Here is a 26,762-nt window from a genome sequence, read left to right as displayed (position 1 = left end):
TGCCTAGTGAAAAGTGAATTTTCGCTTGGCGTCCGTTTGCTTTATAAGGAGGATGAATCATGGTATTTACAGCCAAAAGCCCTAAAATTAATATTGAAGAAGTTCGTAGTTTGTCTAAATTAGAAGGACAGGCACTTGCCAATAAACAACAACGCGATCAAGAACTTGAAGCGATTATTCGTGGTGAAGATCAACGCATTTTGTTAGTGATTGGTCCGTGTTCGTCTGACAATGAAGAAGCAGTTCTTGAGTATGCCAAGCGTTTGGCAAAACTGCAAGAAGAAGTAAAAGACCGCGTCTTTATGGTGATGCGTGTCTACACTGCTAAACCACGTACTAATGGTGATGGTTATAAGGGCTTGATTCACCAACCAAATGCCAAAGAAGCACCTAGTCTCATCAATGGGATCAAGGCGGTTCGTCACCTGCATTACCGTGTTATTTCTGAAACAGGAATGACGACAGCGGATGAGATGTTGTACCCAGAAAACCTTCCTTTGGTAGATGACTTGATTTCTTACATGGCAGTTGGAGCTCGTTCGGTTGAAGACCAACAACACCGTTTTGTAGCTAGTGGAGCAGATTTTGCGACAGGTTTTAAAAATCCAACGTCTGGAAATCTCAATGTCATGTTCAACGGTATTTATGCGGCTCAAAACAAACAAAGTTTCCTTTTCCTAGGGAAAGAAGTTGAAACGACTGGAAATCCTCTATCGCATGCTATTCTCCGTGGTGCCCTCAATGAATACGGGAAAAATATTCCTAACTACTACTATGATAATTTGATGGATACTATTGCCCAGTATGAAAAGATGGGGCTTGAAAATCCATTTATCATCATTGATACCAACCATGACAACTCAGGTAAGCAGTATATGGATCAGATTCGTATCGTACGTCAGACCTTGATTAACCGCGACTGGAATGAAAAGATTAAAAAATATGTCCGTGGCTTCATGATTGAGTCTTATCTAGAAGACGGTCGTCAAAATGAACCAGAGGTGTTTGGAAAATCTATCACCGATCCATGTCTAGGATGGGAAAATACTGAAGCTCTTGTTCGCGAAATCTACCAAAGACTAGGAGAATAGTATGGCGTTTATTGAAAAAGGTCAAGAAATCGATATTGAAGCGATTAAGGCGGAAACACAGCTGTCTGCAGAAGCCTTGCAACATAAGGAAAGCCGAGACCAAGAACTAGCTGATATTCTATCTGGTAAGGATGATCGTATCCTTTTAGTCATTGGTCCTTGTTCATCTGATAATGAAGAAGCAGTGCTTGAATATGCTCGCCGTTTAGCAGACTTGCAGAAGAAAGTTGCGGATAAGATTTTCATGGTCATGCGTGTTTACACAGCCAAGCCACGTACCAATGGAGATGGCTACAAGGGGTTGGTTCATCAGCCAGATACTTCTAAAGCACCAAGTTTGATTAATGGTTTGCAGGCTGTTCGTCAGCTTCATTATCGTGTTATTACAGAAACTGGATTGACTACAGCAGATGAAATGCTTTATCCATCCAATCTAGTCTTGGTTGACGACTTGGTGAGCTACCATGCCGTGGGTGCACGCTCAGTAGAAGACCAGGAACACCGTTTTGTAGCTTCAGGGATTGATGCACCAGTGGGTATGAAAAATCCAACCTCTGGAAATCTGTCTGTTATGTTTAATGCCATCTATGCTGCACAAAACAAGCAAACATTTCTTTACCATGGACAAGAAGTTGAAACTTCAGGGAATCCCCTAGCTCACGTTATCCTTCGTGGAGCTATGAATGAATATGGGAAAAATGAACCAAACTTCTACTATGAAACTCTCTTGGATGCTATCGAACGTTACGAGTCTATGGGTCTTGAAAATCCCTTTATCATGATTGATACCAACCATGATAATTCAGGGAAGCAATATATGGAGCAAATTCGAATTGTTCGTCAAGCTCTGCTCAATCGTGACTGGAATGAAAAGATTAAGAAAACAGTTCGAGGTTTCATGATTGAATCCTACTTGGCAGATGGTCGCCAAAATCAACCAGAAATCTTTGGTTGCTCTATTACAGACCCATGTCTAGGATGGGAAAATACAGTAGCCCTGGTAGAAGAAATCTATTCTACCTTAACAAAATAAGTGAAAAGGATGGAGTTGGGGGTGTCTCAACTCCTTTTGACGAAAATGATAGTTGGACACGGAATTGATATTGAAGCATTAGCTTCTATACAAAATGCAGTTGAAAAAAGAGAAGGATTTGCACGGCGTGTCTTGACCGACAAGGAAATGGAGCGTTTTGCCAGTCTCAAAGGTCGTAGACAAATCGAGTATTTGGCTGGGCGTTGGTCAGCTAAAGAAGCCTTTTCAAAGGCTATGGAAACGGGAATTGGGAAATTAGGTTTTCAGGATTTGGAAGTTTTGAACAATGAAAGAGGAGCCCCCTACTTCAGTAAATCCCCGTTTTCAGGGAAAGTGTGGCTATCGATCAGCCATACAGATCAGTTTGTGACAGCTAGTGTTATTTTGGAGGAAGATTATGAAAACTAGTCCACATAGACCAACCAAGGCCCTCATCGATCTGGGTGCTATCCGCTACAATATCCAACAAATGGGTGCGCATATTCCCAAAGATACTCTTAAATGGGCGGTTGTGAAAGCCAATGCTTACGGACACGGAGCGGTAGCTGTTGCAACAGCTATTCAGGATGATGTTGACGGCTTTTGCGTTTCGAATATCGATGAAGCCCTCGAGCTTCGTCAGGCAGGAATTTCTAAGAAAATTCTCATTTTGGGAGTATCTGAGGTTGAATCTCTTTCATTGGCTAAGGACTTTGATATTACCTTGACAGTGGCAGGATTGGAATGGATTGAGAATCTCCTTGCAACTGAGTCAGATTTATCAGGTTTAACCGTTCACCTTAAAATTGATTCAGGTATGGGACGAATTGGTTTTAGAAGTGCAAGCGAGGCGGCACAAGCCCAAGCTTTACTCAAGGAACATGGAGCAAATGTTGAGGGAATCTTTACGCACTTTGCAACTGCTGATGAAGAGTCGGATAGTTACTTTAAACAACAGTTAGAGTGTTTCAAGGGAATACTTGCAGGCTTGCAAGATGTCCCAGAACTAGTCCATGCTAGTAACTCCGCAACGACTCTATGGCATGCAGAAACGATTTTCAATGCGGTTCGCATGGGAGATTCTATGTATGGGCTCAATCCAAGCGGACAAGTTTTAGAATTGCCTTATGAACTAAAACCAGCCTTGACCTTAGAAACAGCCATCGTTCATGTCAAAACAGTAGATGCTGGGGCTTGTATGGGCTACGGAGCGACCTATCAGGCAGACAGTGAACAAGTCATTGCAACGGTACCGATAGGTTATGCTGATGGTTGGACACGAGATATGCAGAATTTCTCAGTTCTGGTGGATGGACAATTGTGCCCTATCGTAGGGCGGGTATCCATGGACCAAATCACGGTTCGTTTACCTAAGCTGTATCCATTAGGTACCAAGGTAACCTTGATTGGCTCAAACGGTGACAAGGAGATTACTGCAACAGATGTTGCGGTTTACCGTGGAACGATCAATTATGAGGTAGTTTGCCTCCTCAGTGATCGAATTCCGAGAGAATATCATTAAGAAACAGAAGGAAAGGAGAAGAGCATGAATTTACATCAACCCTTGCATGTCTTGCCTGGCGTGGGACCAAAGTCAGCAGAGAAATATGCCAAACTAGGAATCGAAAACCTGCAAGATCTCTTGCTCTACTTTCCTTTCCGTTATGAAGATTTCAAGACCAAGCAGGTGCTGGAGCTGGAAGATGGGGAAAAGGCGGTACTGTCTGGTCAAGTAGTGACTCCTGCTAGTGTCCAGTACTATGGTTTTAAACGCAATCGCTTGCGTTTTAGCCTCAAGCAGGGAGAAGTCGTTTTTGCGGTGAATTTCTTTAATCAGCCCTATCTAGCTGATAAGATAGAGTTGGGAGCAACTCTTGCCGTCTTTGGAAAATGGGACCGTGCCAAGGCTAGCCTGACAGGGATGAAGGTCCTAGCTCAGGTGGAAGATGACCTCCAACCTGTCTATCGTCTGGCTCAGGGAATCAGTCAGGCCAGTCTAGTCAAGGTTATCAAGACGGCCTTTGATCAGGGGTTGGACCTCTTGATTGAGGAAAATCTTCCCCAGTCTTTGCTGGACAAATACAAACTCATGTCTCGTTGTCAGGCAGTCCGTGCTATGCATTTTCCTAAGGATTTGGCAGAATACAAGCAGGCCCTTCGCCGTATCAAGTTTGAGGAACTCTTTTATTTCCAAATGCAATTACAGACCCTCAAGTCTGAGAATAAGATTCACGGAAGTGGTCTGGTCCTGAATTGGTCCCAGGAAAAACTAACTGCGGTTAAAGAAAATTTGCCTTTTGCTTTGACCCAAGCACAAGAAAAGAGCCTGCAAGAAATCCTGACCGATATGAAGTCGGACCATCACATGAATCGACTCTTGCAAGGGGATGTTGGTAGTGGGAAAACAGTGGTGGCAGGTCTAGCGATGTACGCAGCCGTTACGGCTGGTTATCAGGCTGCCCTCATGGTTCCAACAGAGATTCTTGCAGAGCAACATTTTGAAAGTCTAGAAAGTCTCTTTCCTGATTTGAAACTGGCTCTCTTAACAGGTTCATTAAAAGCTGCAGAAAAACGCACGGTTTTGGAAACTATTGCCAAGGGCGAGGTCGATGTGATTATCGGAACTCATGCTCTGATTCAAGATGGGGTAGACTATGCTAAACTCGGTTTGATTATCATCGACGAGCAACACCGTTTTGGTGTGGGACAAAGGCGTATTTTACGTGAAAAAGGAGAAAATCCAGATGTCCTTATGATGACGGCAACACCGATTCCACGAACCTTAGCCATCACCGCCTTTGGAGATATGGATGTTTCCATTATTGACCAGATGCCTGCTGGGCGCAAACCAATCGTAACTCGCTGGATCAAGCATGAGCAATTACCACAGGTCCTGACTTGGTTGGAAGGAGAAATTCAAAAAGGTTCTCAAGCCTATGTTATTTCGCCCTTGATTGAAGAATCTGAAGCTCTAGATCTTAAAAATGCTATTGCTTTATCGGAAGAATTGACGGCTCATTTTGCAGGAAAAGCAAAAGTTGCTCTCTTACACGGGAAGATGAAGAGTGATGAAAAAGACCAGATTATGCAGGAGTTCAAAGATAGAAAGACTGATATTCTGGTTTCGACAACGGTTATAGAAGTTGGGGTCAATGTGCCAAATGCGACAGTCATGATTATCATGGATGCTGACCGTTTCGGACTTAGTCAGCTTCATCAGCTCAGAGGTCGTGTCGGTCGTGGGGAGAAGCAGTCCTATGCAGTTCTTGTGGCCAATCCCAAGACTGACTCTGGTAAAGACCGCATGCGTATCATGACAGAAACGACCAATGGATTTGTCCTTGCAGAAGAAGATTTAAAAATGCGTGGTTCGGGTGAGATTTTTGGAACCAGACAGTCAGGTCTACCAGAGTTTCAAGTGGCTGATATTATCGAGGACTTCCCAATACTTGAGGAAGCACGTAAGGTGGCTAGCTATATCAGCTCACTGCCTAACTGGCAGGAGGATCCAGAGTGGCATGTGATTGCCCTGAATCTAGAGAAGAAAGAACATTTAGATTAATACTCTTCAAAAATCTCTTCAAACCACGTCAACGTCGCCTTGCCGTATATGTAGGATACTGACTACGTCAGTTCCATCTACAACCTCAAAACAGTGTTTTGAGCTAACTTCGTCAGTTCTATCCACAACCTCAAAACGGTGTTTTGAGCAACCTGCGGCTAGCTTCCTAGTTTGCTCTTTGATTTTCATTGAGTATAAGCTTTCTCTAAGAAAATCTTAAGCTTGCTTTTAGGGTTATTGCCTATACTAGAGTCATCAAAAAGAAACGAGGACTCTCACATGACAATGACAATTAAAGTAAATTACCAAAAAACGTTTCAACAGGAGCAAGCACCTTCTCCTAAATACTAAGTAAAAGAGCGGTACAGCTCTTTTTGTGTGTGTATTCTCAGGTAAGGGATTCTGATAAATTATTCATTGAATGTATAACCTTAAACATCGTTCCAAACGAGGTCTTAGTCTATCTGGTAAACTGAAAGCAGTGCTTTGAGAAAGCTGTGACTAGCTTTCTAGTTTGCTCTTTCGTTTTCATTGAGTCACAAGTTACTTTTAGTTTTTTCTAAGGAAAATATAAGCTATGTTTTAGGAAGGAGTTTTATACTAGGTTCATCAAAAAGAAACGAGGACTCTCACATGACAATGACGATTAAAGTGAATTATCAAAAAACTTTTCAAGAAGTAGTAGAAGCAGACAAGCTTGCTACAAAATAGTAGTTATTAAGGGCGATAGAGCCCTTTTTAAATACTTGCTTTAGGCGAAATATGATAGATTTTTAGCATGTGGGATCAGTAGAATTAGGCTATACCAATTTTTGTTCTTGACAAGTGAAAGAAACAAGTATATACTGTTTCTGCTGATTCTGAAAAGCGAGAATTAGACTATACCAATTTTAAGGGGAAAGCACAGCTAGCCTGTGTCGTATATACTATGTGTGGAATTGTTGGTGTTGTTGGAAACACAAATGCAACTGATATTTTGATTCAAGGGCTTGAAAAGCTCGAATACCGTGGTTATGATTCTGCGGGGATTTTTGTCCTAGGTAGTGCTGAAAACCATTTAGTGAAGGCGGTTGGTCGTATCGCAGAATTATCTGCTAAAACTGCTGGTGTTGAGGGAACAACTGGTATCGGACATACTCGTTGGGCGACTCACGGGAAACCAACAGAAGACAATGCTCACCCCCACCGCTCTGAGACAGGACGTTTTGTCTTGGTGCACAACGGGGTGATTGAAAACTACCTTGAAATCAAGGAAGACTACCTTGCAGGTCACCACTTCAAGGGACAAACAGATACTGAAATCGCCGTTCACTTGATTGGTAAATTTGCGGAAGAAGACGGATTGTCAGTGCTGGAAGCCTTCAAAAAAGCTCTTCACATCATCCGTGGTTCTTATGCCTTTGCCTTGATCGACTCTGAAAATCCAGATGTTATCTACGTGGCCAAGAACAAATCACCACTCTTGATTGGTCTTGGTGAAGGTTACAACATGGTCTGCTCAGATGCTATGGCTATGATTCGTGAAACTAATCAATATATGGAAATCCATGACCAAGAGTTGGTAATTGTGAAAGCTGATAGCGTTGAAGTGCAGGACTATGATGGTAACAGCCGTGAGCGTGCTAGTTATACTGCCGAGCTTGACTTATCTGATATCGGTAAGGGAACCTATCCTTACTACATGCTCAAAGAAATTGATGAGCAACCAACAGTGATGCGTAAGTTGATCCAAGCTTACACAGATGAAGCTGGTCAAGTTGTCGTAGATCCAGCTATCATCAAGGCTGTTCAAGACGCAGACCGCATCTACATTCTCGCAGCTGGGACTTCTTACCATGCAGGATTTGCTTCTAAGAAGATGTTGGAAGAATTGACAGATACGCCGGTTGAACTTGGTATCTCCTCTGAGTGGGGGTATGGTATGCCGCTTCTCAGCAAGAAACCACTCTTCATCTTTATCAGCCAATCTGGTGAAACAGCTGATAGCCGTCAGGTTTTGGTTAAGGCCAATGAAATGGGAATTCCAAGCTTAACAGTGACAAACGTTCCAGGTTCAACTCTGTCACGTGAAGCCAACCATACTATGTTGCTTCATGCAGGTCCTGAAATTGCCGTAGCGTCAACTAAGGCTTATACAGCCCAAATAGCAGCCCTTGCCTTCCTTGCAAAAGCGGTTGGTGAAGCAAATGGCAATGAAAAAGCCAAAGCCTTTGACTTGGTTCATGAATTGTCTATCGTGGCTCAGTCTATCGAATCAACTCTCTCAGAAAAAGAATTGATTGATAGCAAGGTTCGTGATCTTCTTGAAACAACACGTAACGCCTTTTATATCGGACGTGGTCAAGATTACTATGTAGCCATGGAAGCCAGTCTCAAACTCAAAGAGATTTCTTATATCCAATGTGAAGGTTTTGCGGCTGGAGAGCTCAAGCACGGAACGATTGCTTTGATTGAAGAAGGAACGCCTGTATTGGCCCTCTTGTCAGATCCGGTTCTTGCTAATCACACTCGCGGAAATATCCAAGAAGTGGCAGCGCGTGGCGCTAAGGTCCTCACTATCGCAGAAGAAAATGTTGCCAAAGATACAGACGACATCGTTCTTACGACCGTACACCCTTACCTCTCACCAATCTCAATGGTCGTACCAACACAATTGGTCGCTTACTTTGCAACTCTACACCGTGGACTTGATGTGGACAAACCACGTAACCTTGCTAAGTCAGTAACGGTAGAATAAACCCAAAGTTTAAATCATAAGCAAAAGTGAACAAAATAGTTTTCTGGAAATCAGAATGCTATCTTGTTCACTTTTTTGTATACTTAATGAAAATCAATGACCAAACTAGTTCTCTTGTGTAGATGTCTCCAAGCATCGCTTTGAGGTTCTAGATAAGAGTGACGAAGTCAGTCTGATTACACCAATTTGATATTGTAGAGAAAACGGATCAAGACCTCAGCCAAGGTAGTTCAAGTCAAGATTGAAGAGGATTGATTCATACTCTTCGAAAATCTCTTCAAACCGCGTCAACGTCGCCTTGCCGTAGGTATGGTTACTGACTTCGTCAGTTCTATCCACAACTTCAAAACAGTGCTTTGAGCTGACTTCGTCAGTTCTATCCACAACCTCAAAACAGTGTTTTGAGCTGACTTCGTCAGTTTCATCTACAACCTCAAAGCAGTGCTTTGAGCAACCTGCGGCTAGTTTCCTAGTTTGCTCTTTGATTTTCATTGAGTATCACTCCTTTTAAGGATTCATTAGAAATAAATCTAAAATTAAATGTTATCCCAGTTTCTATGAAAATGAGAATTCTTTTTGAAAGATATGCTTGTGGAAGACTTGCAAGATATAAAAAACTCCAAGAGCTGGATGATAAGTATCCAATTCTTAGAGAGTTTGTCATGCTTTATTTGCGATACAAACGATCGTATTGGTAGTAAGGATCAAAGGTTACGTTGATTCCTAGTTTACGAAGAACGTTTTTATCTTCATCTGTCAGGATGATTGTAGAATGAGCTTCGCTACCCTTGAGATTTCCTAGCTCCTTCATGGCGCGGTCAGCATCAGGATTCTGCATAGCTGTGATTGCAAGTGCGATAAGGATTTCATTTGAGTGGAGTCGGGGATTGCGGCTACCCAAGTGATTGATTTTCAAACCTTGGATTGGTTTCACCACTTCTGGTTCGATTAATTTTGTTTCAGCATCGATGTTAGCTGATTTCTTGATTGCATTGATCAAAGCAGCGGCTGTTGGACCAAAGAGTTCTGAGTTCTTACCAGTAACGATTTCACCAGAAGGTAATTCAAGAGCGAGAGCAGGTCCGCCTGTTTCTTCTGCTTTTTGACGTGCGGCAACAGCAACCTTTCTATCAGCGGGTGTGATACCTAGGTCATTCATGAGAAGCTCAATTTTCTTAACGGCAGTTTCACCGACTTTTTCAGCCTTGAAATCAAGAACAGTTTGATAGTAGCGACGGATAATTTCCTGTTTAGATGCTTCAATGGCAGCGTCGTTATCAGTGATTGCAAAACCAACCATATTAACACCCATGTCAGTTGGAGATGCATAAGGAGACTCACCCAAGATACGTTCCAGCATACGCTTAAGAACAGGGAAAATTTCAATGTCGCGGTTGTAGTTGACTGTGGTTTCTCCATAAGTTTGGAGATGGAATGGGTCAATCATGTTGACATCATCTAGGTCTGCTGTAGCAGCTTCATAAGCCAAGTTGACTGGGTGATGAAGTGGGAGATTCCAAACTGGGAAGGTTTCAAATTTTGCATAACCAGACTTGATACCATTGATTTGGTCGTGGTACATGTTAGACATACAAGTTGCCAACTTACCTGAACCAGGCCCAGGAGCAGTCACGACAATCAAGTTACGACTAGTTTTGATATAGTCGTTTTTCCCCATACCTTCAGGAGAAATGATGTGATCCATATCTGTCGGATACCCCTTGATAGGGTAGTGAAGATAAGAGTCGATACCATTTTTCTCTAATTGATTACGGAAGGCATCAGCTGCCGGTTGGCCTGCATATTGAGTAATGACAACTGAACCAACAAAGATACCGAGTTCATTGAATTTATCAATCAAACGAAGCACTTCTTGGTCATAAGAAATGCCCAAGTCTCCACGAGCTTTTGAGTGCTCGATATTGCTAGCGTTAATAGCGATAACAACCTCAACTTGCTCCTTCAACTCTTGCAAGAGCTTGATTTTATTGTCAGGTTCATATCCAGGAAGGACACGAGCAGCGTGGAAATCTTCTAACATTTTGCCACCAAACTCCAAGTAGAGTTTGCCGTCAAATTGGTTGATGCGCTCCAAGATATGGTCGCGTTGTAGATTTAAGTATTGTTCAGAACTAAAAGCTTGTTTTTTCATTTTTTTACCTCTGATCTCTATTATATAAAAAAAATGGAAGATAAGAAACAACGGAGGTTCGAAATAAGGAAAAAGATTAAAGCAAACGCTTGCATAAAATTAAGAAAAGGTCTATGATGGAATAAAGTGAATGTTAAAAGGGGAAAAAAGATGCAAGAAAAATGGTGGCACAATGCCGTTGTTTATCAGGTCTATCCAAAAAGTTTTAAGGATAGCAATGGAGATGGGATTGGTGATTTACCTGGAATTACCAGTAAGCTAGACTATCTAGCTAAGTTAGGGATCACAGCGATCTGGCTTTCTCCAGTCTATGATAGCCCCATGGATGACAATGGTTATGATATTGCCAATTATCAAGATATCGCGGCTATCTTTGGAACCATGGAAGATATGGATGAGCTGATTGCTGAGGCTAAAAAACGAGATATCCGAATCATTATGGATTTGGTGGTCAATCATACATCAGATGAGCATGCTTGGTTTATCGAAGCTTGTGAAAATCCTGATAGTCCTGAGCGATACTACTATATCTGGCGTGATGAACCTAACGAATTGGAGTCAATTTTCAGTGGTTCTGCCTGGCAATATGACGAAAAGGCTGGTCAATATTATCTGCACTTTTTCAGTAAGAAACAACCAGACCTTAACTGGGAAAATGAAGAACTACGCCAAAAAATCTATGAAATGATGAATTTCTGGATTGATAAAGGGATCGGTGGATTTCGTATGGACGTTATTGACATGATTGGGAAGATACCTGATCAGAAGATTGTCAACAATGGTCCTATGCTCCATCCTTATCTCAAGGAAATGAATCAGGCTACTTTCGGCGACAAAGAGCTCTTGACAGTAGGGGAGACATGGGGAGCGACACCAGAAATCGCAAAACTCTATTCAGATCCAAAAGGACAAGAACTGTCTATGGTCTTCCAGTTTGAACATATCTGTCTTCAGTATCAGGAAGGACAACCTAAGTGGCAGTACCAAAAAGAGCTAAATGTTGGGAAATTAAAAAAGATTTTCAACAAATGGCAGACAGAATTAGGAGTTGAGGACGGCTGGAATTCGCTCTTCTGGAACAACCATGACCTCCCTCGTATCGTCTCAATCTGGGGAAATGACCGAGAATACCGCGAAAAATCTGCTAAAGCGTATGCAATCTTGCTTCATCTCATGAGAGGGACTCCTTATATTTACCAAGGGGAGGAGATTGGGATGACCAATTTTCCGTTTGAAACGCTGGATCAAGTAGAGGATATTGAATCCCTCAATTATGCGCGTGAAGCTCTTGAAAAAGGCGTTCCGATAGAAGAAATTATGGACAGTATCCGTGTGATTGGACGTGACAATGCCCGTACCCCAATGCAGTGGGATGAGACAAAAAATGCTGGTTTCTCAGATAGTCAACCTTGGCTTGCTGTAAATCCAAACTATGCCAAGATAAATGTAAAAGAAGCTTTAGCAAACCCAGATTCTATCTTCTATACCTATCAAAAATTAGTAAAACTTCGTAAAGAAAATAGCTGGTTGGTTCGTGCTGACTTTGAACTTCTCGAAACGGATGAAAAAGTCTTTGCTTATATCCGTAAGGATGGAGAACGTCGTTTCCTAGTTGTGGCCAATTTGTCCAACCAACAGCAAGAGTTTACAGTAGAAGAGTCAGTCAAGTCTATCTTGATTGAAAATACCTCAGTAGAAGAAGTTTTGACTACACAGACCTTGGCTCCATGGGATGCCTTCTGTGTCGAACTAGCTGATTAAAACCAGAAACTTAAGTGTCCAAAGATGCTTGAGTTTTTTTCTAAAATAAGTGTAAAAACTTCTTTAATAAATATTAGTTTGAATTTTCTAAAAAATCACCTGAAAACCCTTGCTTTTATATAAAAATAGGGTATAATGGTGAAAAATAGTATTTTAAAGGAGAATATCTATGAAATCGAAAAAGTGGCTCGCAGTAGCAGGGATAACGATGAGCGCAGCTCTTCTTTTGGCGGCTTGTGGTAAGACTGAAAAAAAAGCAGATGCTCCAACAACATTTTCGTATGTATATGCCATTGATCCAACAACATTGGACTATAGCGTTACTAGTAAAAGTTCAACATCAGACGTCATTGCCAACTTGGTCGACGGACTCTTGGAAAATGACAAATATGGAAACTTGATTCCATCGCTTGCTGAAGACTGGTCTGTTTCACAGGACGGTTTGACCTACACCTACAAGCTACGTAAAGGTGTTAAATGGTATACTTCTGAAGGAGAAGAGTATGCTGAAGTCAAGGCCCAAGACTTTGTGACAGGTTTGAAGCATGCTGCAGATGGTAAGTCAGATGGCCTAACTCTTATCCAAGACTCTATCAAAGGATTGGCAGAATACGTCAGTGGTGAAAGCAATGACTTCTCAACAGTTGGAGTTAAAGCAATTGACGACTACACTGTTCAATACACCTTGAACCAACCAGAAAGCTTCTGGAATTCTAAGGTGACAACAGCGACTATGCTCCCTGTTAATGAAGAATTCTTAAATTCTCAAGGAAAAGATTACGGTGCGGCAGCTCCTTCAGGTATTCTCTACAATGGTCCATATATTTTGAAGAACTTCACTTCAAAATCCGTGATCGAGTACGAAAAGAATCCAAACTACTGGGATAAAGACAATGTGAAGATTGACCACGTCAAGCTGACTTTCTACGACGGTTCTGACCAAGAATCATTGATTCGTAGCTTTGCGTCAGGCTCATATACGACAGCTCGTCTTTTCCCAACTAGTTCAAGCTTTGATTCAACTAAGAAAGAATACGGCGATAAGATCGTTTATAGTCCTCAAGAAGCAACTAGCTATTACTTTACTTTCAACGTAAATCGTCAGTCTTACAATAAAACAGCTAAGACAGATGATGCCCAAAAAACTTCAACTAAAGAAGCGCTTCTCAATAAAAACTTCCGTCAAGCTATCAACTTCGCTCTAGACCGTCATGCCTACTCTGCACAGATGAATGGCGAAGAAGGTGCAGACAAGATTATCCGTACCAGCCTTGTGCCTTATGACTATGTCCAAGTTGGTGAAAAGACCTTCGGTGAATTGGCTCAAGAACAATTGGTAACATACGGAGACCAGTGGAAGGATGTAGCTTTGACAGATGGTAAAGATACCCTTTACAATCCGACAAAAGCAAAAGCTGCTTTTGAAAAAGCAAAATCAGAATTGCAAGCTAAAGGTGTAACCTTCCCAATCCATTTGGATATTCCAGTTGAGCAGACTGATGTCATTGCTGTACAGCAAACCAACTCTCTCAAACAGTCTGTCGAAGCAGCACTTGGAAGTGAGAATGTTGTCATCGATGTACTTCAAATGACTGACAATGAGAAAATGAGTATCACATCTCAAGCCAAAGTGCCTTCTCAAAAAGACTATGACTTGAACGGAACTGGATGGGGACCAGACTATCAAGACCCAGCAACCTACCTCAATATCTTAGATGCTAAGAAGGGTTCTGCTCTTAAACACTTGGGTATCACAAAAGGTAAAGATCCAGAAGTTATGGCTCAAGTTGGACTTGATGAGTACAAGAAACTCTTGGATGATGCAGCATCAGAAACAAGCGATCTTAACAAACGCTATGAAAAATATGCCAAAGCACAAGCTTGGGTTTCAGATAGCTCACTTCTTATCCCTGTAGCTTCTTCAGGTGGTTCTCCGACAGTTAGCCGTACAGTGCCATTCACAAAAGCTTACTCTCAAGTTGGTATCAAGGGAGATCCATTTGTATTTAAAGGTTTAGAATTGCAAAACGATATTGTAACAGCTAAAGAATACGAAGAAGCTCTCAAGAAATGGCAAAAAGAGAAAATCGAAACAAATGCCAAATACCAAAAAGAACTAGCAAATCACGTTAAATAGTCTTTTGTAATGAATAAAGAAATCCTGTTTTGAAGCGGGATTTCTTTATTTTTTGATTTTCAATGAGAGGTCAAATCAGTATATAACTTTACTTTTTGGACAAAATTTGTTAAAATATAACCATGTTACAAAACCTAACATACGAGGAGAAATAAAACATGAAACTTAAAAAACGTTTGATTGGAGCGGGGTTGACACTTGCTGCTGCGGTCCTATTGACAGCATGTGGCCAGTCAGCATCAGACGGCAAGACATACTCGTCTACCTTTGGTGCAGATCCAACAACCTTCAACTATCTCTTGGACTACGCTGGTGATAACACTGCTATTGTAACCAACTTGATTGATGGTTTGCTTGAAAATGATAACTACGGAAACCTCATTCCTGCCCTTGCAGAAGATTGGAGTGTTTCTAAGGATGGTTTAACTTATACCTACAAACTTCGCCAAGATGCCAAGTGGTTTACAGCTGACGGTGAAGAATACGCTCCCCTTAAAGCACAAGACTTTGTAACTGGTATCAAGTATGCTGCTGACAACAAGGGACAAGCTTTGGACTTGATTCAGAACTCTATCAAGGGCTTGGATGATTATGTAACAGGTGCAAATACTGACTTCTCAAATGTTGGTGTCAAAGCCTTAGATGACTATACTGTCCAATATACCTTGACTCGTCCAGAGCCATTCTGGAACTCAAAAACAACCAACAGTATCTTATTCCCTGTAAACGAAGAATTCCTTGCTTCTAAAGGTAAAGACTTCGGAACCCTGAAACCAGATAGCATTCTTTATAGCGGACCATATTTGTTAAAAGATTTTACATCTAAGTCTTCTATCGAATATGTGAAAAACCCACATTACTATGACCAAGAAAAAGTAACGATTGAAAAGGTAAAATTGGCCTACTTTGATGGTTCAGACCAAGACTTGACAATTCGTAACTTTGAAAGTGGTGCTTACTCATCTGCAGGTGTTTATCCAAATAGCTCAAACTTTGCTAAGACAAAGGAAAAATACAAGGACAATATCGTTTATAGCTTGCAAGATGCAACATCTTGGTACTATAACTTTAACGTTAATCGTGGTGCTTATAGCCATACTGCAAAAACAAGCGATGAACAAAAACAAGCAACTCAAGCTGCAGTTTTGAATAAAAACTTCCGTCAGGCAATTAACTTCGCCATTGATCGTACAGCCTACTCAGCTCAATCAAATGGTGAAGAAGCAGCTAAGAACACCCTTCGTAACTCGCTTGTACCACCAACTTTCGTACAAGTTGGAGACAAGACTTTTGGTGAAACAGTTGCTTCAAAATTGGTCAACTATGGTACACAATGGTCGAATATGAATCTTGAAGATGCTCAAGACGGTTATTTCAATAAAGAAAAAGCACAAGCCAAGTTTGCTGAAGCTAAAAAAGAATTAGAAGCCCAAGGTGTGAGCTTCCCAATTCATTTGGACTTGCCTGTAGACCAGGTTAACAAGACCTTGCTTTCTGGAACAAACTCAATCAAACAATCAATTGAATCAACACTTGGTTCTGAAAATGTAGTGGTTGACGTTATCCAATTATCGACGGATGATTATACAAACGCAACAGTTCAAGCACCAACTCCTGCAGATCACGACTATGATTTGAATTTGGATGGATGGTCAGCTGACTATCAAGATCCTTCAACTTACCTCAATCCTTTCAACGCTGAAGATGGATTCTATCTCAAGATTTTGGGACTTGATCCAAGCAAGGATGCAAATAAGATTACTAGTCTAGGTTTGGACCAATTTACTCAAAAATTAAAAACAGCAGATGCAGAAAATACAGACGTAGCGAAACGCTATGAAAACTACGCAGATGCACAAGCTTGGTTGATTGATAGTTCCCTTCTAATCCCAGTTGTGTCAAACGGTGGTGGAGCTTCGGTGACACGCGTGACACCATTTACACGTGCTTACTCACTAGTTGGTATCAAAGGAACTGGAAGCAACTACAAGTACATGAGATTACAGACAGATGTTGTTACAAGCTCTCAATTTGCTGAAGCGAAGGCTAAATGGGAACAAGAACGTAAAAATTCTGTCGAGAAGAGTCAAAAAGACTTTGAAAGTCACGTGAAATAAGTATAAGAAGAGGTTGGGACAAACATCCCAGCCTTACTTTTTATTAGCGATAAGTTTTCGATGTGACAGCTGGTTGGATTTTTTTGTTAATTTTTTGGATTCTAGAAATCTTTTTTGGGGGAAAATCTTGTATTCCTTACTTACAATATTTGATAACCCAGTCGATTGTTAAAACATCGTAGATTTGGAACTAGGAAGTCGAGGTTTGATTTAACAGTTTATAACCCCGTCTTTTTTAGATTAGATACCTCTTTCAAGCGACATTTTAGCCATTTTATCATTGGAATTTACTATTCATGTTTTTAAGGTGAATAAAAACGGTTACTTAACATGTGTTGATGGTATCCAGCAATACTTTGTGATATAATGAAAATGAAAAATACTTTGTAGAGGTGTAAGTTGAGTAGACATTCAAAAGGAAGCAAAACGAGCAAGTTTCAACAAAGCATCAATATTATTTTGTTGTTTGTATATATAGTGCTTGCTTGTTTTTTGCTGTTTTTAATATTCAGATATCATATTTTAGCAATTAGCTATGCAAATGTCCTTATAGCGATTGTTATGATCCTGCTTGCGCTAATAGCCTTGCTTTTGATTCTAAAAAGAAAAGCTAAGATCTTCACCATGATTTTACTCTTGGTGTCGGTATTTGTCAGTTCCATTTCTTTGATTGGAGTTCATCAATTTATCAGCCTAGCAAATCAACTCAATGCGACATCTAACTATTCTAGTTACTCTATCAGTGTTGCAGTTTTGGCGGATAGTGAGATTGGAAATGTTTCGGAATTATCCAGTGTGACGGCTCCAACCAAAACAGATGCCGAAAATATTAAAAAACTGCTCGATGATATTAAGACAAGTCAGAGTAAAGACTTAACGGTTGAAGAAAGTGCTTCCTATCTTGCGGCTTATAAGAGTTTGCTGGCTGGAGAGACCAAGGCAATCGTTTTGAACAGTGTCTTTGAAAATCTGATTGAGCAAGAGTACCCAGACCATGCCAAAAAGATCAAGAAGATTTATACCAAAGAACTAACCAAGACTGTTGAGGCACCTAAGGTTTCTCAAAACAAGGCATTTAATATCTATATTAGTGGGATTGATACATACGGACCGATTAGCTCCGTTTCTCGTTCGGATGTCAATATCATCATGACGGTTAATCAAGAAACCAAGAAAATTCTCCTGACAACAACGCCTCGTGATGCCTATGTGCCTATAGCTGATGGCGGTAATAACCAAAATGATAAATTGACCCATGCAGGTATTTACGGCGTGGATGCTTCCATTCATACCCTAGAAAATCTCTATGGAATTGACCTGAATTATTATGCACGACTCAACTTCACCTCCTTTTTGAAATTGATTGATCTCTTAGGTGGTGTCGATGTTTATAATGATCAAGACTTCACATCACTTCATGGGAATTATCACTTCCCTGTTGGAAATGTGCACCTAAACTCTGAGCAGGCTCTAGGTTTTGTTCGTGAACGTTACTCCTTAACTAATGGTGATGGAGATCGTGGACGTAATCAACAAAAAGTCATTGCTGCCATTATTCAAAAACTAACTTCGGCAGAAGCCATGAAGAATTTTGATGGTATTATGCAAGGGTTGCAAGATTCTGTACAAACCAATATGCCTCCTGAAACCATGGTTAGCCTAGCAAATGCTCAACTAGCAAGTGGAGGAAAATATACTGTCATCACTCGAGATCTAAAGGGAACTGGTCGTATGGATCTTCCTTCCTATGCCATGCCTGACAGCAGCCTTTATATGCTAGAGGTAGATCCAAATAGCTTAGAGACACTCAAAACAGAAATCAAAGATATCATGGAAGGAAAATAAGATGATTGACATCCATTCACACATAGTTTTTGATGTAGATGATGGTCCGAAGAATAAGGCAGAGAGTATAGCGCTTCTGAGAGAAGCTTATGCTCAGGGAGTTCGTACCATCGTTTCGACTTCTCATCGTCGGAAGGGGATGTTTGAAACACCAGAAGAGGACATTGCAAGAAATTTTAAAGTTGTCAAGGAATTGGCTAAAGAAATTGCTCCCGACTTAACCATCTTGTATGGAGCAGAAATCTATTACAGCAGTGATGCTTTAAACAAATTAGAGAATCAACAGATTCCTCAATTAAATGGCACTCGCTATGCCTTGATAGAATTTAGTATGAATACCCCTTATCGTGAAATCCATAGCGCATTGACCAATATTTTGATGTTGGGAATAACCCCTGTTATTGCCCATATAGAACGTTATGATGCTTTGGAAAATAATGAAAAAAGGGTGCACGACCTCATCAACATGGGATGTTATACCCAGGTCAATAGTTCAAGTGTCCTCAAACCAAAACTGTTTGGCGACACCTATAAATTCATGAAAAAGCGTGCTCGCTATTTTTTGGAGAGGGACTTGGTTCATATAGTTGCTAGTGATATGCATAATCTAGAGAGTCGTCCACCTTATATGCGAGAGGCTTATGAGATAGTGAGTAAAAGGTATGGCCAAGATAAGGCTCGGGAACTATTCGTGAAAAATCCCGAAAAAGTCATTAAAGATCAAATAATATAGGAGTTAAAATGAAAGAACAAGATACTATTGAAATCAACGTTATTCAGTTATTAAAGGCGCTATGGAAAAAGAAACTGCTAATCCTTCTTGTAGCCATCGTAGCAGGAGCTGCTTCCTTTGCGTATAGTAGTTTTGTGGTCAAACCTGAGTATAGAAGTACAACGCGAATCTATGTGGTTAATCGAAATCAAAACGATAAAGCAGGACTAACAAATCAGGACTTACAAGCAGGGGCCTACTTGGTCAAGGACTATCGTGAAATCATTCTATCCCAAGATGTCCTAGAGAAAGTAGTTGCTGATCTTGGCTTGAACGTTAATGCAAAAGCATTGGCTAAAAAGGTTCAAGTAACGGTCCCTGCAGATACACGTATCGTATCTATTTCAGTTAGTGATCATAAACCTGACGAAGCTAGTCGTATTGCAAATGCACTGCGAGACGTTGCAGCACAAAAAATTATCGCAGTTACTCGAGTTTCGGACGTAACGACTCTGGAGGAGGCCCGTCCAGCTACTGGTCCGTCATCACCAAATATCCGTCGCAATACCTTAATGGGAATCGGTGCTGGTGCAGGCTTGGTGATTGTCGTGGTTCTATTGGTTGAACTTCTAGACGACCGTGTTAGACGTCCAGAAGATATCGAAGACGTTATGAAAATCTCACTCCTTGGAGTCATTCCAGACCTGGATAAATTAAAGTAAGGGAGAACATATGGTAAAGTTAGAATTAGCACAACAAAAACTGAACTCTTTAAAAAAGGCGGAAGAGTATTACAATGCTTTACGTACAAATATACAACTGAGTGGGAATAACTTAAAGGTTATTGCAGTTACATCAGTCGATCCGAGTGAAGGAAAATCTACAACTTCTACAAATATCGCTTGGGCTTTTGCGCGTGCAGGCTACAAAACGCTATTGATTGATGCCGACATCCGAAATTCAGTCATGTCTGGAGTATTCAAGTCAAGAGAAAAAATCACTGGTTTGACAGATTATCTAGCTGGGACTCAGGATTTGTCACATGGTCTCTGTGAAACAGACGTTGAAAATTTATTTGTAGTTCAATCAGGAGCAGTTTCACCGAATCCAACGGCTCTCTTACAAAGCGCCAACTTTGAAAAAATGATTGAGACTTTACGCAAATATTTTGACTATATTATCGTCGATACTGCACCTATAGGGGTTGTAATTGATGCAGCCATTATTGTACAAAAATGTGATGCATCTGTTTTAGTAGCAGAAGCTGGTGTAGCAAAACGAAGAGAAGTGCAAAAAGCTAAAAGTCAGTTAGAACACACTGGGAAACCATTTCTAGGTGTAGTTTTGAATAAAATTGATGTTCAACGTGAAAAATATGGTTCTTATGGTGGCTATGGCAATTATGAAAAAAGATAAAATGAAGTTAAGGAGTCCAGTATGGAAGGAAGGGTTTTCTACAATGTAACTCTGGCATTCTTACAGAGTATACTTGTTAGTGTATTAGCTTATATACTGATTGCAATTTCAGAAACTGATATTGTTCCAAATACAGTATTCGTCTTATTTTTTCTTCACTTTGCAGCCTTCTACATTAGTGATTATGGTAAAGATTTTTTCAAACGAGGCCAGTATGTTGAGTTAGTAGAAACGATTAAATACATCCTCTTTTATGCCTTGTTGATTAGTTTTTCAAGTTTCTTCTTAAAAGAAAAATTTGTGATTTCTAGACGAGGGATGCTCTATTTACTTTCTTTGTATGGTGTTTTGAATTATCTCCTCTGTTTCTTTTTGAAGCGTTATTGGAAAACCTTTAACCATAATTTGAAGAGCAGTCGTAATATTTTGTTGATCACAGCGACATCACGTACTGAAAAAGTGTTGGACCGTTTGTTAACCGCTAACGATGTTCAAGGGAAACTGGTTGCAGTCAGTGTTTTAGACATGCCAGACTTTACTCATGAAAAGGTGACGGTTGTTCCGAGGGAACAGTTGATCTCTTATGCAACGCACGAGGTAGTGGATGAAGTCTTTGTCAATCTTCCAAGTGAAGACTACGACATTGGAGCTCTTATTTCTCAGTTTGAAACCATGGGAATCGCTGTCACAGTCAATCTCAATGCTTTCGACAAAAACTTAGGTCGTGATAAACAAATCCATGAGATGGCGGGCTTGAACGTAGTGACATTTTCTACAAATTTTTACAATCCGAGCCATGTGATTGCTAAACGCATCCTTGACATTTGTGGTGCTATCGTTGGGTTGATCCTTTGTGGAATTGCTAGTCTATTTCTAGTTCCCATGATTCGTAAAGATGGCGGACCTGCAATCTTTTCACAAACTCGTGTCGGAAAAAATGGTCGTCACTTTACCTTTTATAAATTCCGCTCGATGCGAGTCGATGCAGAAGCTATCAAGGAGCAGTTGATGGATCAAAATACCATGCAAGGTGGTATGTTTAAAATCGATAACGATCCTCGAGTGACTAAGATCGGACAATTTATCCGAAAAACCAGCCTGGATGAATTACCACAATTTTGGAATGTTTTAATTGGAGACATGAGTCTGGTCGGTACACGCCCACCAACTGTAGATGAGTACGAAAAATACACACCTGAACAAAAACGTCGTCTCAGTTTCAAACCTGGTATTACAGGTCTGTGGCAAATTAGTGGTCGAAGTGAAATTACAAACTTCGATGAAGTCGTGAAACTGGATGTGGCTTATATCGATGATTGGACCATCTGGAAAGATTTTGAAATATTGCTAAAAACTGTAAAAGTTGTATTGATGAGAGATGGAGCGAAGTAAGGGATGACAAATAGAATCAAAGTTTTAGGTATTAACATTGATCCTCTTACGATGAGGGAAACAGTGGATGCTGTTGAACGATACGTACTGGGGAAAAGAGCATTACACTTAATGGGAGTTAATGCTGATAAAATTAATCAGTGCCATACAGATGAGAAAATCAAAAAAATTGTTAATGACTCAGGAATCATAAATGCCGACGGCGCTTCCGTTGTTCTTGCAAGTAAGTTTTTAGGAACACCTGTTCCTGAACGAGTAGCAGGGATTGATTTGATGCAATCTCTTTTAGAGTTATCGAATAACAAAGGATATTCAGTATACTTTTTTGGAGCAAAAGAAGAGGTTTTGCAAGATATGCTCAAAGCATTTAAGAATGATTATCCTAATTTGATAGTTGTTGGATACAGAAATGGTTATTTTTCTGCAGATGATGAGCAAGATATTCAAGAAGATATTCGTGAAAAGAACCCTGATTTTGTGTTTGTTGGCATTACGTCTCCTAAAAAAGAATATATTATTCAAAAATTTATGGATAACGGTGTCAATTCGGTATTTATGGGAGTTGGTGGTAGTTTTGATGTCTTGTCTGGTCATATCCAACGAGCACCTCTATGGATGCAAAAGTTAAACCTTGAGTGGTTGTTTCGTGTAGCAAATGAGCCTAAACGCCTCTTTAAGCGTTATTTTGTAGGGAATGTTTCATTCATAGGAAAAGTTTTAAAAGCAAAAAGAGGTGTAAAATATTGAACCAAGCAGAAATGGTAAAATTGATTCAGCAAGTTGAATTAGATGCTATAAAAGAGTTTCAAAAAATTTGTAAAGAGAATAATATAGACTTTTTCCTCCGTGGAGGTAGTGTACTTGGGGCAGTCAAATACGACGGCTTTATTCCATGGGATGACGATATGGATATCGCAGTACCTCGTGAAGGCTACGATAGACTTCCGGAAATTTTTAAGGATAGAATTATCGCAGGCAAATATCAGGTTCTTGCTTATCAATATTGCGACACTTTGCATTGCTACTTTCCTCGCCTATTCCTTTTGGAAAATGAAAGAAAACGTTTGGGCTTGCCACGAAATACAAATTTAGGATTGCATTTGATTGATATCATTCCTTTGGACGGTGCCCCAAATCATTCGTTTTTAAGAAAGCTTTACTTTGGTAAAGTATACTGGTATCGTTTTTTAGCAAGTTTAGGAACAACCTATGTTGGCGACCATGTGGATATGCATTCCGCTAAGCAAAAACTAATTATTGGTTTCTTTAAAAAACTAGGATTTGCAAAACTATTTCCTCAAAATTCTGTATACAGACGTTTAGATAATCTCTATAAAAAGTATGATTGGAAAAAGCAGCAGTATGCTGGGACTATCAATGCTTCTTTATTTGCTAAAGAAGTTATGCCGGTAGAGATTTGGGGAGAAGGAGTAGAGAAGCCTTTTGAGGATACCTTTTTTAAAGTTCCAACGGAGTATGACCGCTACCTTAAAAGACTTTACGGAGAAAACTATCTTCACGAAGAGCCTAGTGATGATGAAAAGAAATCGCATTTAGGAGGACACTAATTTGTTTTGTTATATTATTTTGCATTACAAAGTCTTAGAAGAAACTATTTCTTGTGTTAAATCTATAAAAGAAGGCAATTCTAATGCAAAGCAAATCGTTATTATTGATAATTTCTCTAATAATGGTACTGGTGAAAAACTACAAGAGCTTTATGAATCAGATTCAGAAATTGATGTTTTGATTAACCATGAAAATGCTGGTTTTGCTCGTGGAAATAATGTAGCTTATCAATTTGCTAAGGAAAAGTATAACCCCGATTTCATGGTTATCATGAATAACGATATTGAGATAGAAACAGAAGATTTTGAAAAAATCGTGACAGATATCTATAGTGAGGAGAAATTCCATTTGCTCGGGCCAGATATCTTCTCGACTACTTACCAACTTCACCAAAACCCAAAACGGTTGACACATTATACTTATGAAGAAGTTAAAGCTCTAAATGAAAAATTTAAAAAAGGGAGCCAAGTTAGTCTAGCTTTAAAAATCAAATGTTGGTTGAAAGCTAGTAAAGCTCTTCGAACAGCAATTTATCAAAATAGACGTAAAAAAGGATCAGTAGACTATAGAAAACAGGTAGAAAATCCAATTCTTCATGGTTCGTTTATTGTATATTCGAGAGATTTTATCGAAAAAGAGGAGTATGCTTTTAACCCTAACACCTTCTTCTACTATGAAACAGAGATATTAGATTATGAAGCTGAATTAAAAGGATACAAGAGAATTTACACACCGAAGATTAAGGTATTGCACCATCAAAATGTTGCAACTAATCAGGTTTATACAAACTTAGTAGAAAAAACTTTGTTTTCAAACAAATGCAACTTTGAATCCACTAGTTATTTTTTAACTTTAATGGAGAAAAATAAAATTAGTCGGTAATTATTAAAAATGAATAAAAAAATGATGAAAAAAATTTTATATGTGACAAATGTTGATTGGAATTGGATAAAACAGCGTCCACAATTTATTGCAGAAAGCTTATCTAATTTTTATGAGATACTAGTTCTGTATCGCTATTGGTATAATAGAAAAGGATTGACTGAGGATAGAAATACTAACATTACAAATATATCACGTATTTATGCCTTACCTTTTGTTAATAGATCACCTAAACTAAAGCAACTGAATGATAAAATTGTTGCTTGGAATATTCGAAGAAAAGTTAAGGCTTTTAAACCAGAATATGTATATTTGACAAATCCAATGCAGTTTGCATCTCTTGTAGACAATTCAGAACAAAAAATAATATATGATTGTATGGATTATCATGTGGCTTTTATAGAAGATAGAGAAGAACGCCAGCGATTAAAGGATTTAGAAGAAAAACTGGTCAATAGAGCTAATTTAATCTTAGTTTCGAGTGAGAAATTAAGAGAAAATATTATTTCTGATTATAATTTGGAAGAACAGGTTGATAAAATAGTGGTGGTTAGAAATGGTTATAATGGTAAAATCTTAAGCATTCCTACTCAGCATAAAAAGAATAACCAAAAGCTTGTACTTGCATATGTTGGAACTATCAGTCATTGGTTTGATTTTGATATCATTTTACGAAGTTTAGAAGATTTTGATAATATTGAATATAAGTTGATTGGTCCGATTAGCAAAGCTGTTATTCCTGAACATGATAGAATTCATTATTTAGGAAGTGTACCACACGAGAAGATTTATCAGTATATTGAGAATGCAGATGTTCTTATTATGCCGTTTCAAATTAATGATATTGTTGAAGCAGTGGATCCGGTTAAGTTATATGAATATATTAACTTTAACAAAAATATACTTACGGTATGTTATAAGGAAATTCTGAGATTTGAACCATTTGTATACATGTATTCAAATTATTCAGATTACCAAATGAATCTGGTGCAATTGATTGAAAATAATAATTTGAAATATGACAGTATAGCTAGAGAAGATTTTTTGAAAAGTAATACTTGGGAAAAAAGAGCGGAGATGATTCATCAGCTGATTCATCAGTTGTAATTTTTTGTGGAGAGATGAATGAAGAGACAGAAGTTTGAATTTATAGAGATTCTATACTATTTTACAGTGATGCTATCAGTGGGAATGTTTCTTATGTTTTCCCTCAACTTATATTGGCACAGAAACTTATTAACTATTTTATCTATTGCACTCTTATTTTTAATGATTCCTATACTGATTGTTAATGCTAAAAGAATTTCTAAATCAGCTTTTATCTATGGTACTTTTTTATCTATATGTATTATATACGAGATATCAAGAGCTAAAACTCTTTATAATTATAGTGTGAGTAATATTTTTTTGGCATCCCGACAATATATATGGATTTTTCTATTTTTTGTATTGATTTACCTTTTTAAGAACAAACAAGAAAACATGAGAAAAATTTTAGATAATACACTCAATATTTTTATGTTTTCTCTTGGGATTAGAGCATTCACATGGTTTTTATATACAGTATTTCAATTTGAACTATTTCCATCTATTTTAAGAGAATTCGGAGATTTGTGGTATCGAAATGAATTTTCTGTACGAATAGATGGAACACCATTAATTATAATAGGTTTGTTAATCTCCACTTTTTTCTATTTTAAATTTGGAAATAGGAAATACTTTTATTATTTATTCTCGATATTAATGTATATAACATTTGTAAATCAGACAAGGATGCTACTGGTTTCTGTTTTGATTTCAATTTTTCTCATGTTTGTATATTCTAGAAGAACTTCTAGATTGCTCACCTCTTTAAGTTTTATAACTGTAATTATAGTATTCGTTTATGGAGGTGGATTGGATTATATTAAAGCATATTTAAATATCGACACTGGATCATTTGATATGGGGTTAGGATTTAGATACTGGGAGTTGAAATACTATCTTGGTTTATTAGCTAATGATGTATGGAAACTTGGGGTTGGAATTCTAACATCAAGCAACATAAATAGTAATTTTATTTTGGCTGGACCAGGTGCCGTTAAGATGTATCTAGATGATTTAGGTTTTTTAGAGTTATTCGTTCAATTTGGTGTAGCTGCAATTTTTATGTATGGTTATATATTTTATAAGATAATTAATTTAATTCTAAGAATGTCAAATGATAAATATAGAGTTGACCGAGCCTTTTTTATTGCACTCTTAACTAATTTAATAATTACTTCAATTTCTTTAAATATCTTTGGAGCGCAGAGAAGTTTCTCATTGGCAATTGTTCTTGCATTAATATTCTACTATGACTATAGGCTAAAAAATGACATAGAAAATTAGGTGTATA

The 26,762-nt window shown here is 39.0% G+C and carries 21 protein-coding genes; 19 read left to right on the top strand and 2 right to left on the bottom strand.

Annotation, left to right across the window (positions count from 1 at the left end):
• The first annotated feature begins 59 nt into the window (after nucleotides 1-59).
• The 6 genes from PCY08_RS08430 to glmS all read left to right on the top strand — a co-directional run bounded on the left by PCY08_RS08430 (nucleotide 60) and on the right by glmS (nucleotide 8,402).
• Entirely contained in the window at nucleotides 60-1,091 is a 1,032-nt protein-coding gene (locus PCY08_RS08430) for a 3-deoxy-7-phosphoheptulonate synthase (RefSeq protein WP_000232201.1), read from the top strand.
• 1 nt (nucleotide 1,092) lies between these two features.
• Complete coding sequence (locus PCY08_RS08425) at nucleotides 1,093-2,124, top strand: 3-deoxy-7-phosphoheptulonate synthase (RefSeq protein ID WP_045762821.1); 1,032 nt, start codon at nucleotides 1,093-1,095, stop codon at nucleotides 2,122-2,124.
• A gap of 45 nt (nucleotides 2,125-2,169) precedes the next feature.
• The gene (gene acpS / locus PCY08_RS08420; RefSeq protein ID WP_045762856.1) at nucleotides 2,170-2,532 is read left to right on the top strand and encodes a holo-ACP synthase; all 363 of its coding nucleotides are present in this window, start codon (nucleotides 2,170-2,172) and stop codon (nucleotides 2,530-2,532) included.
• Complete coding sequence (gene alr / locus PCY08_RS08415; RefSeq protein ID WP_045762822.1) at nucleotides 2,522-3,625, top strand: alanine racemase; 1,104 nt, start codon at nucleotides 2,522-2,524, stop codon at nucleotides 3,623-3,625. Before acpS ends, alr begins: the two co-directional genes overlap by 11 nt.
• Before the next feature lie 24 nt (nucleotides 3,626-3,649).
• Nucleotides 3,650-5,665, top strand: coding sequence for an ATP-dependent DNA helicase RecG (gene recG / locus PCY08_RS08410; protein ID WP_045762823.1), 2,016 nt, complete (start codon nucleotides 3,650-3,652; stop codon nucleotides 5,663-5,665).
• 928 nt (nucleotides 5,666-6,593) lie between these two features.
• Nucleotides 6,594-8,402, top strand: coding sequence for a glutamine--fructose-6-phosphate transaminase (isomerizing) (glmS, locus tag PCY08_RS08405; RefSeq protein WP_045762825.1), 1,809 nt, complete (start codon nucleotides 6,594-6,596; stop codon nucleotides 8,400-8,402).
• A 216-nt stretch (nucleotides 8,403-8,618) separates the two neighbouring features.
• Here glmS and PCY08_RS08400 read toward each other — a convergent pair whose 3' ends face one another.
• Together PCY08_RS08400 and PCY08_RS08395 are read right to left on the bottom strand one after the other, a co-directional pair.
• Nucleotides 8,619-8,894 (bottom strand): hypothetical protein, encoded by a 276-nt coding sequence (locus tag PCY08_RS08400; RefSeq protein WP_045762826.1) that lies wholly within the window; start codon nucleotides 8,892-8,894, stop codon nucleotides 8,619-8,621.
• A gap of 175 nt (nucleotides 8,895-9,069) precedes the next feature.
• The gene (locus tag PCY08_RS08395; RefSeq protein ID WP_045762827.1) at nucleotides 9,070-10,554 is read right to left on the bottom strand and encodes a DUF1846 domain-containing protein; all 1,485 of its coding nucleotides are present in this window, start codon (nucleotides 10,552-10,554) and stop codon (nucleotides 9,070-9,072) included.
• A 150-nt stretch (nucleotides 10,555-10,704) separates the two neighbouring features.
• Here PCY08_RS08395 and PCY08_RS08390 point away from each other — a divergent pair, with 150 nt between their 5' ends.
• The 13 genes from PCY08_RS08390 (at nucleotide 10,705) to PCY08_RS08330 (ending at nucleotide 26,755) form a co-directional block, all read left to right on the top strand.
• Nucleotides 10,705-12,315 (top strand): alpha-glucosidase, encoded by a 1,611-nt coding sequence (locus PCY08_RS08390; protein ID WP_301560046.1) that lies wholly within the window; start codon nucleotides 10,705-10,707, stop codon nucleotides 12,313-12,315.
• Between the two features lie 169 nt (nucleotides 12,316-12,484).
• Complete coding sequence (locus PCY08_RS08385; RefSeq protein ID WP_045762829.1) at nucleotides 12,485-14,452, top strand: peptide ABC transporter substrate-binding protein; 1,968 nt, start codon at nucleotides 12,485-12,487, stop codon at nucleotides 14,450-14,452.
• A gap of 158 nt (nucleotides 14,453-14,610) precedes the next feature.
• Entirely contained in the window at nucleotides 14,611-16,569 is a 1,959-nt protein-coding gene (locus PCY08_RS08380) for a peptide ABC transporter substrate-binding protein (RefSeq protein ID WP_223140541.1), read from the top strand.
• 399 nt (nucleotides 16,570-16,968) lie between these two features.
• Nucleotides 16,969-18,414 carry an LCP family protein gene (locus PCY08_RS08375; protein ID WP_301560045.1) on the top strand — a complete coding sequence of 482 codons (1,446 nt, stop codon included), beginning with the start codon at nucleotides 16,969-16,971 and terminating at the stop codon, nucleotides 18,412-18,414.
• 1 nt (nucleotide 18,415) lies between these two features.
• Complete coding sequence (gene cps4B / locus PCY08_RS08370) at nucleotides 18,416-19,147, top strand: capsular polysaccharide biosynthesis protein Cps4B (RefSeq protein WP_049510356.1); 732 nt, start codon at nucleotides 18,416-18,418, stop codon at nucleotides 19,145-19,147.
• Between the two features lie 8 nt (nucleotides 19,148-19,155).
• Complete coding sequence (locus tag PCY08_RS08365; protein ID WP_301560044.1) at nucleotides 19,156-19,848, top strand: Wzz/FepE/Etk N-terminal domain-containing protein; 693 nt, start codon at nucleotides 19,156-19,158, stop codon at nucleotides 19,846-19,848.
• 10 nt (nucleotides 19,849-19,858) lie between these two features.
• Nucleotides 19,859-20,542 (top strand): tyrosine-protein kinase, encoded by a 684-nt coding sequence (locus tag PCY08_RS08360; protein WP_301560043.1) that lies wholly within the window; start codon nucleotides 19,859-19,861, stop codon nucleotides 20,540-20,542.
• Between the two features lie 21 nt (nucleotides 20,543-20,563).
• Nucleotides 20,564-21,934, top strand: a complete 1,371-nt coding sequence (locus PCY08_RS08355; RefSeq protein ID WP_301560042.1) for a sugar transferase — start codon at nucleotides 20,564-20,566, stop codon at nucleotides 21,932-21,934.
• A 3-nt stretch (nucleotides 21,935-21,937) separates the two neighbouring features.
• On the top strand, nucleotides 21,938-22,681 hold the full coding sequence (locus tag PCY08_RS08350; protein ID WP_301560041.1) for a WecB/TagA/CpsF family glycosyltransferase: 744 nt from the start codon (nucleotides 21,938-21,940) through the stop codon (nucleotides 22,679-22,681).
• Nucleotides 22,678-23,502, top strand: a complete 825-nt coding sequence (locus PCY08_RS08345; protein ID WP_301560040.1) for a phosphorylcholine transferase LicD — start codon at nucleotides 22,678-22,680, stop codon at nucleotides 23,500-23,502. Before PCY08_RS08350 ends, PCY08_RS08345 begins: the two co-directional genes overlap by 4 nt.
• Before the next feature lies 1 nt (nucleotide 23,503).
• Nucleotides 23,504-24,385, top strand: coding sequence for a glycosyltransferase (locus PCY08_RS08340; protein WP_049530530.1), 882 nt, complete (start codon nucleotides 23,504-23,506; stop codon nucleotides 24,383-24,385).
• Nucleotides 24,386-24,394: 9 nt separating this feature from the next.
• Entirely contained in the window at nucleotides 24,395-25,492 is a 1,098-nt protein-coding gene (locus PCY08_RS08335) for a glycosyltransferase (RefSeq protein WP_301560039.1), read from the top strand.
• 18 nt (nucleotides 25,493-25,510) lie between these two features.
• Nucleotides 25,511-26,755, top strand: a complete 1,245-nt coding sequence (locus PCY08_RS08330) for a polymerase (RefSeq protein ID WP_223140549.1) — start codon at nucleotides 25,511-25,513, stop codon at nucleotides 26,753-26,755.
• Nucleotides 26,756-26,762 lie beyond the last annotated feature (7 nt).

Source organism: Streptococcus sp. SO4, assembly GCF_030440055.1.
GTDB lineage: Bacteria > Bacillota > Bacilli > Lactobacillales > Streptococcaceae > Streptococcus > Streptococcus nidrosiense.
This window is presented reverse-complemented; position numbering and strand designations above follow the sequence as displayed.